Below are 14,888 nucleotides of genomic sequence, written 5' to 3' on the forward strand. Positions count from 1 at the left end.
GCCTCAGAAGGCCTGGAGCGCCAGCTCGGTGTGCTCGACGCTGGGCGGCGCCTCGAAGCAGGGCGAGACCATGGCCCGGTAGTCCTTCCAGGCCTGGGAGCCGGTGAAGTCCACGGTATGGTTCTCCAGGGTCTCCCATTCGATGAGCAGGCGGTAGCGCTGCGGCTTCTCGATGGAACGGCGGACGGCGAAGCTGCGGCAGCCCTTGGCGGATTTGAAGATCGCCGCCGCCTTGGCGATGCCGGCCTCGAACTCGGCCTCCAGGCCTGGCTTGATGTCGATCTGCGCAATCTCGAGGATCATGAATCTCTCCGGCCGTAAGGTTCGAGGGGGGATCAGCGAAGGGGGCGGCCGAGGGCCTGGGCGAGCAGGCGCTGCGGGCTGCGCTCGGGGCGGGCCTGGTCGGCCACCGCGAGGTAGGCGGTCTGCTCCAGCATGTACTGGCCGCCCATGGCGCCGTGCATCACAAGGTCCGAGAAGGTCACCCAGGTCTGGCCGGGGGAGAAGTGGACATCGGCCTGGGGCGCCGTCTCCTGGTAGGTCATATCCTGCTTCAGGGCGTCGTGCAGGTGCAGCATGAGGTGGTCGTACTCGCTGCGCCGCGCCTTGGTGATCTTGAGGAGCGCCAGCATCCGGGCCGAGAGCGGCGAGTAGCCGGGCAGGCGCGGCAGGAATTTCCGCGCCATGGACGGAAAGTCCTCGCCGACCCGCCAGTGGCGCGGCTGTCCGTTGGGGTTGATGTTCCGGAAGATGCGCAGGATGCGCTTCTCGCCGATCGGGTTCGACGGGAAGGCGTCCACGTGCAGGCGGGTGTCGTCGCGCCGCCAGCTCAGCTTGCGCTGGTCCACCTCGAAGGGGCGATAGGAGGTGCCCGCGAAGGAGACCTTGCCGGCATAGGCCGGCAGGTGCTCGGCGACCAAAGCCTCGGCGAAGGCGCGGTAGCGGATGAGGACCTGGCGCAGGGCCTCCTGCTCCTCCGGCGTGCCGGCCGCGCCCCGCAGGGTGGCTTGCGGCCCGCGGATGTTGACGTTCTTGGCCTTGCCGTCGGCGAAGGGGCGCTCGACGAAGCGCTCCTCGAAGGGGCTAAGGGGAAAATCGAGGTCGGGGAACATCAGGACCGCGCCGCCCTCGAGGGCATCCACCAGAGACGGCGTGCCGGGGGGCGGCCCCGCGCGTGAGACGGATACGATCGGGCTGATCATCGGGCGGGGATCCTCGAAAACCGCGGCGGGACCGGCGGTTTAGCCGAAGCGCACGCGCCTGACCACGGGCGTGGCGGCCCGTCGTCGATCCCCCTGCCCGTCCCGGCCCGGATCGGTCCCGACGGATAGCGGTGGATGACGGCGCTTGCCTGTTGTCACACCGCTCGAACCGGCCCAACCCTGACGGCCTGTCCGGAGCAACCCTGGCGTTTCGGTCGCGTTGATAGAACAGTCGCGGTTCCGACCTCACGGAACCCTGCGGCGATGAGGATGCCGACCATGGCGACGTTGAAGGAATTCGAGGAGTCCCTGCGCGAGCACGGCATGCACATGGCCCTCGCCCTGCTGGAGCGCCTGCGGGAGCGGGACCGGGCGACGCGGACGATCAAGCCGGCCCGGCGCCTGACTGGCCGGAAGATGACCCCGGAGCTCGCCCGCGCGATCCTCGACCTCCACGCCTCCACCGGCATGACCCAGCAGGAGATCGCCTTCAAGGTCGGCGTGAACCAGGGCCGGGTCAACGAAGTGATCAAGCGCGGCAAGTGGCTGGACGACGATCCCCACGCCCCGGAGGCGGTCGCCCGCGACAGGGCGAAGGCCCGCCTGCGCGCCGATCCGCCGGCCGAGCGACCGGCCGCCCGCCGGCCCGTGGGCAAGCCCGCGGCCAAGCGGGCGAAGGGAACGCCGCCTGCGCGGCGTCCGAGCCCGCAAGGACAGCTGATCTTCGGCGACCTGTGATCGCACCCGGCGGTCGAGGAGCCTAGGCGTGGGGCGTTCCGCGTCTCTCTCGCGGGATCGACCGGGCGGGCTGCGCGTTGGCCCGCCATGCCGAACCGCGTCGCCCTCGCCGCCCTCGTTCTTGCCCTCTGCAGCGTCCCGGCGCTCGCGCAGCGGGCCTCGACGGTTGCCATGTCCTGCGGTCAGGCCAAGGAGCTGGTGGACCGGCGGGGCGGCCTCGTGCTCGGAACCGGCGGGCAGACCTATGACCGCTTCGTGCGCGATCGCAGCTTCTGCGAGGTCACCGAGATCACGGTCCCGGCCTTCGTGCCGGCACAGGATACGCCGCGCTGCTTCATCGGCTACCGCTGCAAGGAGCCGAGCCGCAGCGACTGGTTCGACGGCGGTTTCTGACGCGATCGCGTCGCCCCATGGGACAGCGCCCCGGCCATGGGACCGGGGCGCTCCGAACGTCCGTCTGGGCCGATCAGGCGGCGTGCTGCGTCGAGCCCTCGATCACCGGGGCCCGCGGGGTGCGGCCGGTGGCGATCTGGATCTGACGCGGCTTCTTCGCCTCCGGAATCTCGCGGACGAGATCGATGTGAAGGAGGCCGTTCTCGAGGGCGGCCCCTGTCACCTGGACGTAGTCCGCCAACTGGAACCGACGCTCGAAGGCGCGGGCCGCGATGCCCTGGTGCAGGAATTCCGCCGGCTTGGCGGGATCGGACTGACGCTCGCCCTTCAGCGTCAGCGCATTCTCCTTCACCTCGATCGCGAGATCGGACTCCGTGAAGCCGGCCACCGCCACCGTGATCCGGTAGGCGTTCTCGCCGGTGCGCTCGATGTTGTAGGGCGGATAGGTCGGGGCCGCGTCGGCGCTCACGAACTGGTCGAGGGCCGAGAACAGGCGGTCGAAACCGACGGTGGAGCGATAAAGGGGAGCAAGGTCGAACTGACGCATCACATATTCTCCGTAAGAAGCAACATGCTGGTTCTGGGTCCGCCCGAGGGCCGGACCAGTCGCACCGCCGTATTGGCCGGTGCTCACCTGATATCGGAGCCGGGTTTCAGCCTCGCAAGAGCCTCAGCCGGCGCCTCGGCCAAAAAATTCGGTTCCTTTCTTGCCGCGAGACTGCGTCGATGCTGACCCTGCGTTCCACCCCGGACAATCCCGTTCCACCGGGCGGTGCCCTGAAGGCGGTGCGCACCGATGACGGACTCGAGCTGCGGGCCGCCCATTGGCGTCCGACCACCCGCCTGGTGAAGGGCACCGTCTGCCTCCTCCAGGGCCGGGCCGAGTTCATCGAGAAGTACTACGAGACGATCGCGGACCTGCGCGGGCGGGGCTTCGCCGTCGTGGCCTTCGACTGGCGCGGACAGGGCGAGTCGCAGCGGCAGGTCGACGATCCGCATCGGGGCCACGTCGCCCATTTCGACGATTACCGCCTCGACCTGAAGGCGATCACGGATGCGATCCTGCATCCCCTGATGCCGCATCCGCATCTCTGCCTCGCGCACTCGATGGGCGGGGCCGTCGCCCTGACCGGTGCCCATGACGGCTGGTTGCCGTTCCGGCGCGTCGTCATGGTGGCGCCGATGCTGTCGATCCGGATGGTGCGATGGCCGGCCGGGGCGGCCCTCCTGGCCGGCACCCTGCACGCGATCGGGTGGGGCCGGCGCTACATCCCCTTCGGCTCGGCGGTTTCGATCGCGACGAAGCCCTATCCGGACAATCGCCTGTGCCGCGATCCGAAGCGCTACGCCCGCAACGCGGCGGCCGCCCGGGATGTCGGGGCCGGTGCCGTGGGCGATCCGAGCATCGCCTGGCTCGCGAGTGCCTTCCGGGCGATGAAGCGCCTCGCCGACCCGCGCGTGCCGGGCCGGATCTCGGTGCCGACCCTCATCGTCGCGGCAGGCGCCGACCCCGTCTGCGGCACCTCCACCACCGAGCGGTTCGCCCGCCGCCTGCGCGCCGGGCACATCCTGGTGCTGCCCGATGCCCGGCACGAGATCCTGTCGGAGCGCGACAGCATCCGGCAGGACTTCTGGGCGGCCTTCGACGCCTTCATGCCCGGCTCCGACGCGACGGAACCGACCGACACGCGCGTGCGGCAGGAGGCGTGAAGCTCAGGAGCGGGAAGCGGCGCATGACTCGGGAGCAAGGAGGGGCGTGCGCTTCAGGATCAGGTGCGGTCGTCCAACTCCGCGACGCCGCTCTGACGGTCCGCATAGGCCGCTTGGAAGGCCGGGCGCTGCTGCCAGCGCTTCCAGAATGCGTCGATGTGCTCGAAGCGCTCATCCAGCGGCGTGGCGTTGACCGGGAACTTCGAGAAGGCAATGGCGGTCGCCATGGTGATGTCCGAGAAGGTGGGTGCCGCGCCGCCGAGAAGCCATTCGCGACCGTCCGACAGATGCTGGTTCACCAGGCTCGCATGCGCCAGGGCTTCCTTGCGGCAATGTTCGCCCCAGGCCGGGTTGCTGGTGAGTTCGAGCTTCGGCCCCAGGCCCTGATGCAGAACGTGGAACGCGGTGACGATCCGGTAGAGGATGTGCACCCAGATGCGGTTGTCCCACATCGTGTCGAGCCCCTGCTGCAAGGGGTCTTCACCCATGATGCGCCGACCGGGGAACGCCTGATCGAGATATCGAACGATCGCGGCCGTCTCCGAGAGGACGCTCCCATCCTCCAGCTTGAGGGTCGGCGTTTCGCCCCAGGGGTTCATCTTCAGGTGCGGCCACTGCCGTTGCTCGCCGCCCGGTGACATGTCGTAGACCCGTTCGGCGAAGTGATCCGCGATGCCTTTCTCGTACAGGAAGATGCGCAGACGTTGCGGATTCGGGAATGCCGAGGGCGAGGTGAAAAGCTGGAGGCGGGACGCGGTCTCGGTGGTCATTCAAATCTCCCTGTCTGTCAGTAGGCAGGCGGAGAGCTAGGGCTGTCCTTTCGATCGGTCAACACCTATCTGCCAACTGGCAGGCACTGAAGGAACGCGAGGCGGCGCGATGAAGGCAGACAACAAGGAGGCGATCCTCGCGGCAGCGAAGCGGACGGCGATGGCGCATGGCTACGCTGGCTTGAACTTCCGCGATCTTGCGGCCGAGGTCGGCATCAAGGCAGCGAGTGTCTACTACCATTTCCCGGGCAAGGCCGAACTCGGTGTGGCGGTTGCGAAGCGCTATTGGGAAGACATCGCCGCCGATCTCGACGCCATCTCGAACCAAGCGTCTGACCCGCTCGCCAGTCTGCACAGATATCCCGAGATTTTTCGCACGTCCTTGCAGAACGACAACCGCATGTGCCTGTCGAGCTACATGACGGCCGAATACGACGATCTGCCGGACGTCGTGAAGCACGAGGTGCGGGCCTTTGCCGAGGTGAACGTCGCTTGGTTGAGCAACGCTTTGACCGCAGCGGGGGTGGTGGAGGCGGTCGACAGCGACGGGCGGGCGGGCGCCATTTACGCGGCCGTTGCGGGCGCCCAACTCATGGCGAGAGGTCGAGCAGATCTCTCGCTCTTCGACACTCTCATCGACCACTATCGCGCGACCGGCCTTCTCCCCGCGTAGGGATCCGCCCATTACGGAAGAAGGTCCGCTCCCGATCCGACGGCGGTCGTCCGGAGCGACTCGATCGGGTTGCCGCTGACTGTTCTTTGTAGGCCTCCCGAGGGAGGACCAAGGGCCAGAGCTGGACCACTGGGCGGGTGAGCCCCGAGGAGCGTCAAAAAGCCGTGCGCCTCACGGATTGAGGTGGCGCAGGGCCGCCTCGTGCAGGCGGCGGTCCCCGGCGGCGACGATGCGCCCGCCCCCCGTCGCCGGTCCGCCGTCCCAGGTCGTCACGATGCCGCCGGCGCCCTCGATGATCGGGATCAGCGCGACGATGTCGTAGGGCTTGAGCCCGGCCTCCACCACCAGGTCGATCTGCCCGGCCGCCAGCATGCAGTAGGCGTAGCAGTCGGTGCCGTAGCGGGAGAGGCGCACCGCGCCCTCCAGGTCGAGGAAGCGCTCCCGCTCCGCCCCGTCCGCGAACAGGCGCGGGTCGGTGGTGGCGAGGACCGCCTGGTCGAGGGCGGTGCCGCGGCGGGTCAGCAGCCTGCGTTCGCCGCGGGGCGACCGCAGGCGGGCCTGGGCGCCGTCGCCCGAGAACAGTTCGCCGAGATAGGGCTGGTGCATCAGGCCGCGCACCGCCGCCCCGTGATGGGTCAGGCCGATCAGGGTGCCCCAGGTGGGCAGGCCGGCGACGAAGGCGCGGGTGCCGTCGATGGGGTCCAGGACCCAGACGCATTCGGCCTCGAGGTTTTCGGACCCGAACTCTTCGCCGAGGATGCCGTGGGTCGGCAGGTCGCGTCGGATCATGCCCCGCATGGCCACCTCGGCGGCCCGGTCCGCCTCCGTCACCGGATCGAAGGCCGCCCCGCCCCGCGCCTTGTCGTCCATGCCGAAGGCGGCGCGGAAGAAGGGCAGGATCGCCTGTCCCGAGGCCGCGGCGAGATCGTCCATGAACCGCGCGAGATCGACGACGCTCATCGGCATACCCCTCTTCCGGTCGGTGCCCGCCGGACAAAGCCCCATCCGGCAGAGATCCATCGGGATGGTCGGGGAGCGAAGCGGAGGGAGGGGGCGGAGGTCAAGCCCAAAACCGTGCCGTCAGACCGGCATCGTTTGGACCGGGGCGAATTTTGTCTCGACCGCGGGCGGTTCGTCGGCCGGACGACGGGTCCCGTGCGCGGCGGCCACGACGGCCTCCACGGCGGCCTTCAGGGACGACACGTGGATGTCGGCCTCCACCGCCCGGCGCCGGGTCGCCTCGTCGAGGCTGGCATCGTCCGCCTGCCACAGGCCGAGGACGAAGCAGGCGCCCGGGAGCTTGCGGTGCAGGCGGTCGGCCAGCCGGCGCAGGTGCGTCGGCTCGCCGCTGATCGCCATCGACACGATGCAGACGAGCTTTGCCGGGCCGGGATCGAAGGCGTCGATCCGCGCCCGTGCCACGTCGGCGAACGGCACCACCCGGGTGCCGATCCCGCGCTTGGCGAGGAGCTGGGCCAGGATCGCGCAGGCGGCCTCGTCGACGAAGCTGCGCCCGGCGACGCACAGCACCGTGCCGTCGGGCCGCCAGGCTTCCGGCACCGGGTCCGGGCGCGGGGCGTCGGGATCGGCCTTTGCCTCGGTGTCGCCGCGCAGGTCGTCGCGGTCGGCCATCTCCTCGATCAGTCCGCCGACACTGGCCCGGATGTCGTTCTTCTGCTCGGTGGTGAGCACGCCGCGGGCGGCGTCCCGGGCGGCGAGCTCGAGGCCCCTCACCACCACCTCGTCGTAATAGGCGGTGAGCGAGCAGGTCTTCAGGATGAGGTCGGCATGCTCCTGCGCCTCCTCCGGGTCGTCGGCCAGGATGCGCTGGTAGAAGTTCTCCACCGGAGTCAGGGCCGGCCGATCGCCGAACAGGACATCGAGGAATTCGAGCTTGTCCACGTGGCGCCCAAGCACCACGAGGCAGACCGTCAGCGGCGTGGACAGGAGCAGGCCGACGGGTCCCCAGAGCCAGGTCCAGAACAGCGCCGAGACCAGGACCGCGAAGGGCGACATGCCGGTGGACTGGCCGTAGAGCATCGGCTCGATGAAGTGCCCGACCAGGGGTTCGAGGATGAGGAACAGGATCAGCGTCCCGATCACCATCGACCAGCCGGGATCGACCGCGGCGGCCAGCGCCAGGGGGAACAGGGCCGACACGAAGGCGCCCACATAGGGCACGAAGCGCATCAGCGCCGAGAAGATGCCCCACAGGACGGGATTCGGCACGCCGAGGAGGTACAGCCCGATCCCGACCACGAGGCCGAAAGAGGCGTTGAGGCCGAGCTGGACCAGGAAGTAGCGGCTGAGGCGCTTGGCGGCGTCGTCCATCGCCACGGTGGTGCGGTGGAGGTCGCTGGAGCCGGCGAGCCGGATCATCCGGTCGCGCAAGTCCTCCCGCTGCATCAGCAGGAAGAGCAGCACCACGAAGACGATGCCGATGGTGGCGAGGGGGTGCAGGATGGGCGAGATCAGCGTGCCCGCCATGGTCACCGGTCCCGGCACGCGCTCCTTGACCTCCACCAGGATCGCCTTCTCGGGCGGGGCCGGATTGGCCTGGGATTCCGGCTTGGTTTCGGGCTTCGGTTCCTCGTGGCTCTCGTGCATCGTCCGGCCGATGCTGGCGACGTAGCCGGCCAGGCGCCCGGCGGGCGTGTCGTTGAGGCCCTCGATCTTGCGCTCGATCGTGCTGCGGTAGCGCGGCACGTCCTTGGCGATGTCGGCGAGCTGCACGCCGATCAGCGTCGCCAGGGCGGCGGCGGTGCCCAGCGCCAGGAGGACCGAGGCCGCCACCGAGAGGAAGCGGCCGAAATGCCAGCGCCGCAGCAGGTTCACCAGGGGGCCGAGGACGAAGGAGAGCAGGATCGCGATGGCGATCGGGATGAGGACGTCGCGGCCGACATACAGTCCCACCATGATCAGGGCGGCGACGATGATCGGCGACGTCACGGCCTGGGTCGGCGTGCCGGCGGCCGCGATGCGCGTGGGTCGCGGGGGGACGAGGGACGGCTTCGGGGGGGATCGCAGGGCCATTCCGATTCCGTGTTCGAGACGCGACGCGCGGGCCGCCGACGAGGCCGGCACTGACGCGGTGAGAACGACCCGCGCGCGCGAATCGATCCCTCCCGGGGGTTCATCTCGTCGCGAAACCGTGATCGAGGCGGGTTGAGCCTGCCTCCGATGCATAGCTGAGCGGTGGCGCCGCACCGGTCTTCGCGCCGTACGCCCGGGGTTGACGCGTATCCGTCCGCCTGGACGCCGTCATCCTGAACGTTCGGGTGCCAGCGGGAGGACGAGCGCTTCGTCGATCCTCGGGCGTGTCTTGCGCCGAGGGCGGTTTGACCTGCTCGCGCCTCGAAGAGGATGGGCCGATCGTGTTCGACGCCACATGGAGACGTGCTTGGAGTGCGCGAATTCTATGTCTGCATTGGGATACCTGCGCTAACCATAAGATAATTTCGGAGTCTATTTTGGGATGTGCAGGCGCAGCGATTGGTTTTAATGGAACTCTAAGCTTGGTTGCGTACGGTGTTCGACAGCGAGGGGACGGGGCCCGTCCGACGATGGCTGGAGGCAGGTGTGCACGACACGGCGAGTGATGCTGGCACGGGACCCGGCGTGGCCGATGCCACCAACCTGCGGGGCATTGCCACCGAGATCGCGGCGCTCCAGCGCATCGCCTCCGACAAGAGCCGGCGCATCCAGTCGATCACCGGCCAGGTGAAGATGCTCGCCCTCAACGCCCTGATCGAGGCCTCCCGGGCCGGCGAGATGGGCCGCGGCTTCTCGGTGGTGGCGCAGGAGGTGCGTGCGATCGGTGCCGAGGTCGAGACCGTCGCCCGCGCCCTCGAGGTCGAGCTCTCGAACCGCATCGCCGGGCTCCAGGTCCGGGTCCGGAGCTTCGCCGACGAGTCCCAGACCCAACGGCTGATCGACCTCGCGCTCAACGCCGTCGAACTCATCGACCGCAACCTCTACGAGCGCACCTGCGACGTGCGCTGGTGGGCCACCGACGCGGCCCTGGTCGCCTGCGCGGCGGAACCAAGCCCGGAAGCCGCCACCCACGCGACCCGGCGGCTGGGCATCATCCTCGACGCCTACACGGTCTACCTGGACCTCTGGCTCTGCGACCTGAAGGGCAACGTGATCGCCCACGGACGCCCCAACCGCTATCCCGGCCTCATTGGCCGCAACGTCGCCGACCAGGACTGGTTCCGGCGCGCCGCCGCCCTCCCCGACGGGGAGGCCTACGTCGCCGCCGACGTCATGGTGCAGCCCGGTCTCGGCGGGGCGCAGGTGGCGACCTACTGCGCGAGCGTCCGCGCGGACGGCGACAGCCGGGCCGGGCCGATCGGCGTCCTGGCGATCCACTTCGACTGGCAGGCCCAGGCCCAGGCCCGGGCCATCGTCGACGGCGTGCGGGTGGCGCAGGAGGACCGGGCCCGAACCCGCGTGCTCCTCGTCGACGCGCGCAACCGGGTGATCGCCGCCTCGGACGGGTGCGGCGTCCTGGAGGAAACCCTGCCGCTGGCCGCCGGCGGGCGGCTGAGCGGCGCCGACCAGGATCCCCGGACCGGCCGGATCGTCGCCTTCCACCGCACGCCGGGCTACGAGACCTATGCGGGCCTCGGCTGATACGGTGTCATCGTCCAGACGCCGGAGTGAGCGCGCTCAGACCAGGACCGGCATCGCGGCCTGCCCCGCGGCGCCGAAGACGCGGGTGTAGCGCTTGATCTCCTCGGCCGGGCCGATCGCCTTCGACGGGTTGTCGGAGATCTTCACGGTGGGCCGGCCGTCGGCGGCGATCACCTTGCAGACGATGGAGATCGGGTCGAGGCGGCCGTCCGGCACCAGGCCGCGGAAGTCGTTGGTGAGCAGTGTGCCCCAGCCGTAGCCGATCCGCATCCGGCCGTGGAAATGGGCGTGGATCGCCTCGATGGTGTCGATGTCGAGCCCGTCGGAGAAGATCGCGAGCTTTTCGCGCGGGTCGGAGCCCCGGGAGCGCCACCAGGCGATGGCCTCCTCGCCGCCCGCGATCGGCTCCTTCGAGTCGATGCGGATGCCCGTCCAGGCGTTCATCCATTCGGGGGCATTCGCCAGGAAGCCCGTGGTGCCGTAGGTGTCGGGCAGCATCACCAGGAGGTTACCGGCGTAGTCCTGCTGCCAGTCGGCCAGTACCGCGTAGGGCGCGCGGGCGAGGCCCGCATCGTCGTCGGCCAGCGCCGCGTAGACCATCGGCAACTCGTGGGCGTTGGTGCCGACCGCCTCGACCTCGCGGCGCAGGGCGATGAGGCAGTTCGAGGTGCCGAGGAAGCGGTCGCCCAGGGCCTCGTGCATTGCCTCGACGCACCAGTCCTGCCACAGGAAGCCGTGGCGGCGCCGGGTCCCGAAATCCGCGATGGACAGGCCGGGCAGGCGCTGCAGCCGCTCGATCTTCTCCCAGACCCGGGTCATGGCCCGGGCATAGAGCACCTGCAGGTCGAGCTTGCCGAGGTGGCGCACGACGCCGCGCGTGCGCAGCTCGTTGAGGATGGCGAGGGCCGGCACCTCCCACATGGTGGTCTCGAGCCAGGGGCCGTGGAAGGTCAGGACGTACTGCCCGTCCCGCGCCTCCAGCTCGTAGTCCGGCAGGCGGAAGCCCTCCAGCCAGTCCATGAAGTCGGCCGAGAACATCTGGCGCTGGCCGTAGAAGGTGTTGCCGCGCAGCCAGGTGGATTCGCCCCGGCTCAGGCGCACCGCGCGGGCATGGTCGAGCTGCTCGCGCAGCTCGCCGGCATCGACGAACGCGGCCAGCCGCACCTGCCGCGAGCGGTTCTGGATGCCGAAGGTGACGCGGGCGTCGCGATGGCGGCGGAAGATCGTCTGCGCCATCAGGAGCTTGTAGAAGTCCGTGTCGAGCAGGGACCGGACGATCGGGTCGATCTTGAAGCTGTGGTTGTACACCCGCGTGGCAAGATCGAGCATGGTTCGGATCACGGCCCCTCAGGCGGCGCCCCCGGGCGTCCGCGCGGCCGCAGAGGCGCACGGCACCGCGGGCCGAGTCAATCGGTGACACGAAGCGGTTGGGGGGGCGGCTGTGGGCGAGGCGGCGACCCGGCCGGTTCGGGCGATGGCGGGTGCCGCGGCGGCATCCACGTCACCGGTGCTCCACGCTGAGGGTAGGTTCTCAACGACTGCCCGCGACCTGACCTCGCCGCCTCGCAGCGCGGCGCGGACGCAAATCTTGGTCCGAGCGCGATCCCGTCTTTACCGAAATGGAATGCGTGGCCGAAACGGGATTCTTGGCCGAAACGGAATTTGGAATTGTTCGCACTTGAGTGCATCCTGCCCGGGCATCGGGCCGGCTCGTCAGGAACAATAAGACGGGACGCTCGGCCGTGGAGGACACATGAACGAGATCGTCAAGCCCGACTCCCTGATCGTCGCTGAGGCCGAGAGCCTGACCGAAACCTTCTTCGGCGGCTGCCCGCACGATTGCCCCGATACCTGCTCGATGATCTTCGAGGTGAAGGACGGCGAACTCATCGGGGTTCGGGGCAACCCGGATCACCCGATGACCCGGGGCGGTCTCTGCGTGAAGCTGAAGGACTACGAGAAGCGCCACTACCACCCGGACCGGCTTCTCTACCCGATGAAGCGGGTCGGGCCGAAGGGCTCCAACCAGTTCGAACGCATCACCTGGGACGAGGCCCTCGACACCATCGTGACGCGCTGGAAGGCGATCATCGATCAGCACGGGCCGCAGGCCATCGCGCCCTACAGCTATCTCGGCAACCAGGGTCTCGTGCACGGGCTGAACGGCGGCGATGCGTTCTTCAACCGGATGGGCGCCACGGTGATGGAGCGGACCTTCTGCGGCGAGGGGTCCTGCACGGCGTGGCTCCTCACCGTCGGCCCGACCGCCGGCCTCGACCCGGACAGCTACATCCACTCCAAGTACATCGTGATCTGGGCCTGCAACTCGGTCAGCACGAACTTGCACCACTGGGCCATCGTCAAGGACGCCCAGAAGAAGGGCGCGAAGGTCGTCGTCATCGACACCTACGCCTCACGTACCGCCAAGGCGGCCGACTGGCACATCGCGCCGAAGCCCGGCACGGACGGCGCCCTTGCCATGGCGCTGATCAACTCGATCATCGAGCAAGGCCTGGTCGACCAGGACTACGTCGACAACTACACGGTCGGTTTCGAGGAGCTGAAGGAGCGGGCCGCTCCGCGTACGCCGGAGTGGGCCGCCGAGATCACCGGCGTTTCCGCCGAGGACATCCGTAAGCTCGCCCGCGAGATGGCGACCGAGCAGCCCGTGGGCATCCGCATGGGCGTGGCCCTGGAGCGACATTACGGCGGCGGCCAGACCATCCGGGCGGTGTCGTCCATCCCGGCCCTGACGGGCGCTTGGCGTCATGTCGGCGGCGGCGTCACGCAGTTCGGCGTCTGGGAGCACCCCTACAAGTTCGACGTCATGTGCCGGCCCGACCTGATCCCCGAGGGGACCCGCGTCGTCAGCAACCTGCAGATCGGACGCGCGCTCACCGGCGAGATGAAGCTCGATCCGCCAATCATGTCGATGATGTGCTGGAATTCGAACCCGGTCACGCAGGCGCCCGAGACCGACAAGATCGTCGAAGGGCTGATGCGCGAGGACCTGTTCATGGTTTCCGCCGAGCACTTCATCTCGGATACCGCCTCCTACGCCGACATCCTGCTCCCGGCCACGATGGGGGCGGAGATGGAGGACATGATCCTGTCCTGGGGCCACCTCTACCTGACCTACAACACCAAGTGTGCGGACGCGCCCGGCGAGGCGATCCCGAACAACGAGATCTTCCGTCAGCTCGCCGCCCAGCTCGGCTTCGAGGAAGAGAACTTCAAGTGGACCGACACGGAGTGCCTTGAGCACTACGTCGACTGGAACGCACCGGCCTGCGAGGGTATCGACCTCCAGTACATGCGCGAGCACGGCTTCGCCCGCCTGAAGGTCGGCACGCCGGACGACCGTGCCCCGCACAAGGAAGGCAACTTTCCGACGCCGACCGGGAAGTGCATGTTCATGGTCGAGGGCGCCACGAACTTCGTCGCCCCGCCGTTCCGACAGATGTACGAGGGCTTCCAGCCCGGCGAGGCTCTCGACCCGCTGCCCGACTACCTGGGCCCGCGCGAGTCCCACACCAACGATCCGGAGCTGGCCAAGCGCTTCCCGCTCAACATCGTCTCGCCCAAGAGCCACTACTTCCTGAACTCCTGCTACGCCAACATGGAGGACAAGCAGAAGGGCCAGGGCGAGCAGTTCGTCATGATCAGCCAGCACGACGCCGATGTCCGCGGCATCCGGGACGGCGACCGGGTCCAGGTCGCCAACGATCGCGGCGCCTTCAAGGGCGTGGCGCGCATCACCGACGACGTGAAGGCCGGCATCGTGGTCGCGACGCTGGGCTACTGGCGCCAACTCAACGAGGGGACCGTCAACAGCATCTCGTCGGGGGCCTTCACCGACATGGGCCACGCACCGTCCTTCTCGGACAATCTCGTCGAGGTCGCGCGGGCGAATTGAGGGCGTCGCCGGCGAGCGGGGCGACCCCTCGAACCGAGGCGCGCAAGCGTCCCACGGGACGCTTGTCTTTCGCGCCGCAGCCCGCGTGCCGGATTTCCCGGCAATCGGCAGGGACGCAGCCCGCGTGCCCGTCGCCGGTTGGCCCGGCGCGGCTCCCCTGCCCGCCCCCGGGATGAGGCCGGGCCACGCCGTCGTTCCGGCGCGATGCCTGTCCGCAGACGGCACCCTACAAACCAAGAGGGCGGCGCGCCCTTCGGCACGCCGCCCTCCGGTACGACACGGGCGTCCGATTCAGGCAAGGTCGACCTTCTTGGTCTCGGTCTTGGGCGACTCGCCGGTCAGCGCGGCCTTCACGTAGCCGTAGATGTGCAGCATCGTGGCGTTCGGGCTGTCCCAGTATTCGCCCTTCTCGGGATGGACGCGCAGCAGGGCGACCTCGGGATCCTCCTTCCCGTTGGGGAACCAGGTCTTCAGGCTCTCGCTCCACTTGTCGTTGATGGCCGCCTGGTCGGTGACGATCTCGGCCTTGCCGGCGATCGAGACGTAGGTCTGGCTCGACGGATCCGAGTAGGCGAGGTTAATCTGGTTGTCCTTGCTGATCTCGGCGGTCTTCGGGGAGTGCAGCTTGGTGAAGAACCACAGGTCGCCGTTCTCGTCCGCCTCCTGGCACCACATCGGGCGGCTGTAGAGCTTCCCGTCCTGGTCGGCGGTGGTCATCATCGCGACCTTGACGTCCTTGATGAGGGCGAACAGCTTCTTGGCGCCCTCGTGGTCGCGGTGGTTGCCCTGGTGCATGGGATCGCAGTCTCCAACTCGTCGAAAGGGTTTCCGGCGCGATCATCAGCAACCGG

14 protein-coding genes are annotated in these 14,888 nt (G+C 68.7%); 6 read left to right on the plus strand and 8 right to left on the minus strand.

The window, feature by feature from the left end; all coding sequences use genetic code 11:
- Positions 1-3: 3 nt before the first annotated feature.
- Together ASF41_RS04755 and ASF41_RS04760 are read right to left on the minus strand one after the other, a co-directional pair.
- Positions 4-303 (minus strand): antibiotic biosynthesis monooxygenase, encoded by a 300-nt coding sequence (locus ASF41_RS04755; protein ID WP_056350023.1) that lies wholly within the window; start codon positions 301-303, stop codon positions 4-6.
- 32 nt (positions 304-335) lie between these two features.
- Positions 336-1,202 (minus strand): Kdo hydroxylase family protein, encoded by an 867-nt coding sequence (locus ASF41_RS04760; RefSeq protein WP_056491326.1) that lies wholly within the window; start codon positions 1,200-1,202, stop codon positions 336-338.
- 279 nt (positions 1,203-1,481) lie between these two features.
- On the opposite strand from ASF41_RS04760, the gene ASF41_RS04765 reads away from it, so the two are divergent.
- Entirely contained in the window at positions 1,482-1,940 is a 459-nt protein-coding gene (locus ASF41_RS04765; protein WP_056491328.1) for a hypothetical protein, read from the plus strand.
- An 87-nt stretch (positions 1,941-2,027) separates the two neighbouring features.
- Complete coding sequence (locus ASF41_RS04770) at positions 2,028-2,333, plus strand: hypothetical protein (protein ID WP_056491330.1); 306 nt, start codon at positions 2,028-2,030, stop codon at positions 2,331-2,333.
- Between the two features lie 73 nt (positions 2,334-2,406).
- Here ASF41_RS04770 and ASF41_RS04775 read toward each other — a convergent pair whose 3' ends face one another.
- Positions 2,407-2,880: an Hsp20 family protein gene (locus ASF41_RS04775; RefSeq protein WP_056271655.1), complete on the minus strand. Its 474-nt coding sequence runs from the start codon at positions 2,878-2,880 to the stop codon at positions 2,407-2,409.
- Positions 2,881-3,059: 179 nt separating this feature from the next.
- On the opposite strand from ASF41_RS04775, the gene ASF41_RS04780 reads away from it, so the two are divergent.
- Positions 3,060-4,043, plus strand: coding sequence for an alpha/beta fold hydrolase (locus ASF41_RS04780; RefSeq protein WP_056271652.1), 984 nt, complete (start codon positions 3,060-3,062; stop codon positions 4,041-4,043).
- 59 nt (positions 4,044-4,102) lie between these two features.
- Here ASF41_RS04780 and ASF41_RS04785 read toward each other — a convergent pair whose 3' ends face one another.
- Positions 4,103-4,813, minus strand: coding sequence for a glutathione S-transferase family protein (locus ASF41_RS04785; RefSeq protein WP_056491333.1), 711 nt, complete (start codon positions 4,811-4,813; stop codon positions 4,103-4,105).
- Between the two features lie 109 nt (positions 4,814-4,922).
- On the opposite strand from ASF41_RS04785, the gene ASF41_RS04790 reads away from it, so the two are divergent.
- Positions 4,923-5,486 (plus strand): TetR/AcrR family transcriptional regulator, encoded by a 564-nt coding sequence (locus ASF41_RS04790; RefSeq protein ID WP_056491335.1) that lies wholly within the window; start codon positions 4,923-4,925, stop codon positions 5,484-5,486.
- A gap of 171 nt (positions 5,487-5,657) precedes the next feature.
- On the opposite strand, the gene hisN is transcribed toward ASF41_RS04790, so the two are convergent.
- Both hisN and ASF41_RS04800 read right to left on the minus strand, forming a co-directional pair.
- Positions 5,658-6,446 carry a histidinol-phosphatase gene (gene hisN, locus ASF41_RS04795; protein WP_056221298.1) on the minus strand — a complete coding sequence of 263 codons (789 nt, stop codon included), beginning with the start codon at positions 6,444-6,446 and terminating at the stop codon, positions 5,658-5,660.
- A gap of 120 nt (positions 6,447-6,566) precedes the next feature.
- Positions 6,567-8,519, minus strand: a complete 1,953-nt coding sequence (locus ASF41_RS04800; RefSeq protein WP_082504038.1) for an AI-2E family transporter — start codon at positions 8,517-8,519, stop codon at positions 6,567-6,569.
- Between the two features lie 585 nt (positions 8,520-9,104).
- Between ASF41_RS04800 and ASF41_RS26410 the strand changes: the two genes are divergently transcribed.
- Positions 9,105-10,121, plus strand: coding sequence for a methyl-accepting chemotaxis protein (locus ASF41_RS26410; RefSeq protein ID WP_082504040.1), 1,017 nt, complete (start codon positions 9,105-9,107; stop codon positions 10,119-10,121).
- A gap of 36 nt (positions 10,122-10,157) precedes the next feature.
- Here the strand turns inward: ASF41_RS26410 and pncB are convergent, their stop codons facing one another.
- Entirely contained in the window at positions 10,158-11,450 is a 1,293-nt protein-coding gene (gene pncB, locus ASF41_RS04810) for a nicotinate phosphoribosyltransferase (protein ID WP_056491341.1), read from the minus strand.
- A gap of 424 nt (positions 11,451-11,874) precedes the next feature.
- Between pncB and ASF41_RS04815 the strand changes: the two genes are divergently transcribed.
- Entirely contained in the window at positions 11,875-14,037 is a 2,163-nt protein-coding gene (locus ASF41_RS04815; protein WP_056491344.1) for a molybdopterin-dependent oxidoreductase, read from the plus strand.
- Between the two features lie 291 nt (positions 14,038-14,328).
- Here ASF41_RS04815 and ASF41_RS04820 read toward each other — a convergent pair whose 3' ends face one another.
- Positions 14,329-14,832 carry a pyridoxamine 5'-phosphate oxidase family protein gene (locus ASF41_RS04820; RefSeq protein ID WP_056491346.1) on the minus strand — a complete coding sequence of 168 codons (504 nt, stop codon included), beginning with the start codon at positions 14,830-14,832 and terminating at the stop codon, positions 14,329-14,331.
- Between the last annotated feature and the right edge of the window lie 56 nt (positions 14,833-14,888).

Origin of the sequence: Methylobacterium sp. Leaf111 (assembly GCF_001423285.1) — a bacterium.
In the GTDB taxonomy this organism is placed as follows: domain Bacteria; phylum Pseudomonadota; class Alphaproteobacteria; order Rhizobiales; family Beijerinckiaceae; genus Methylobacterium.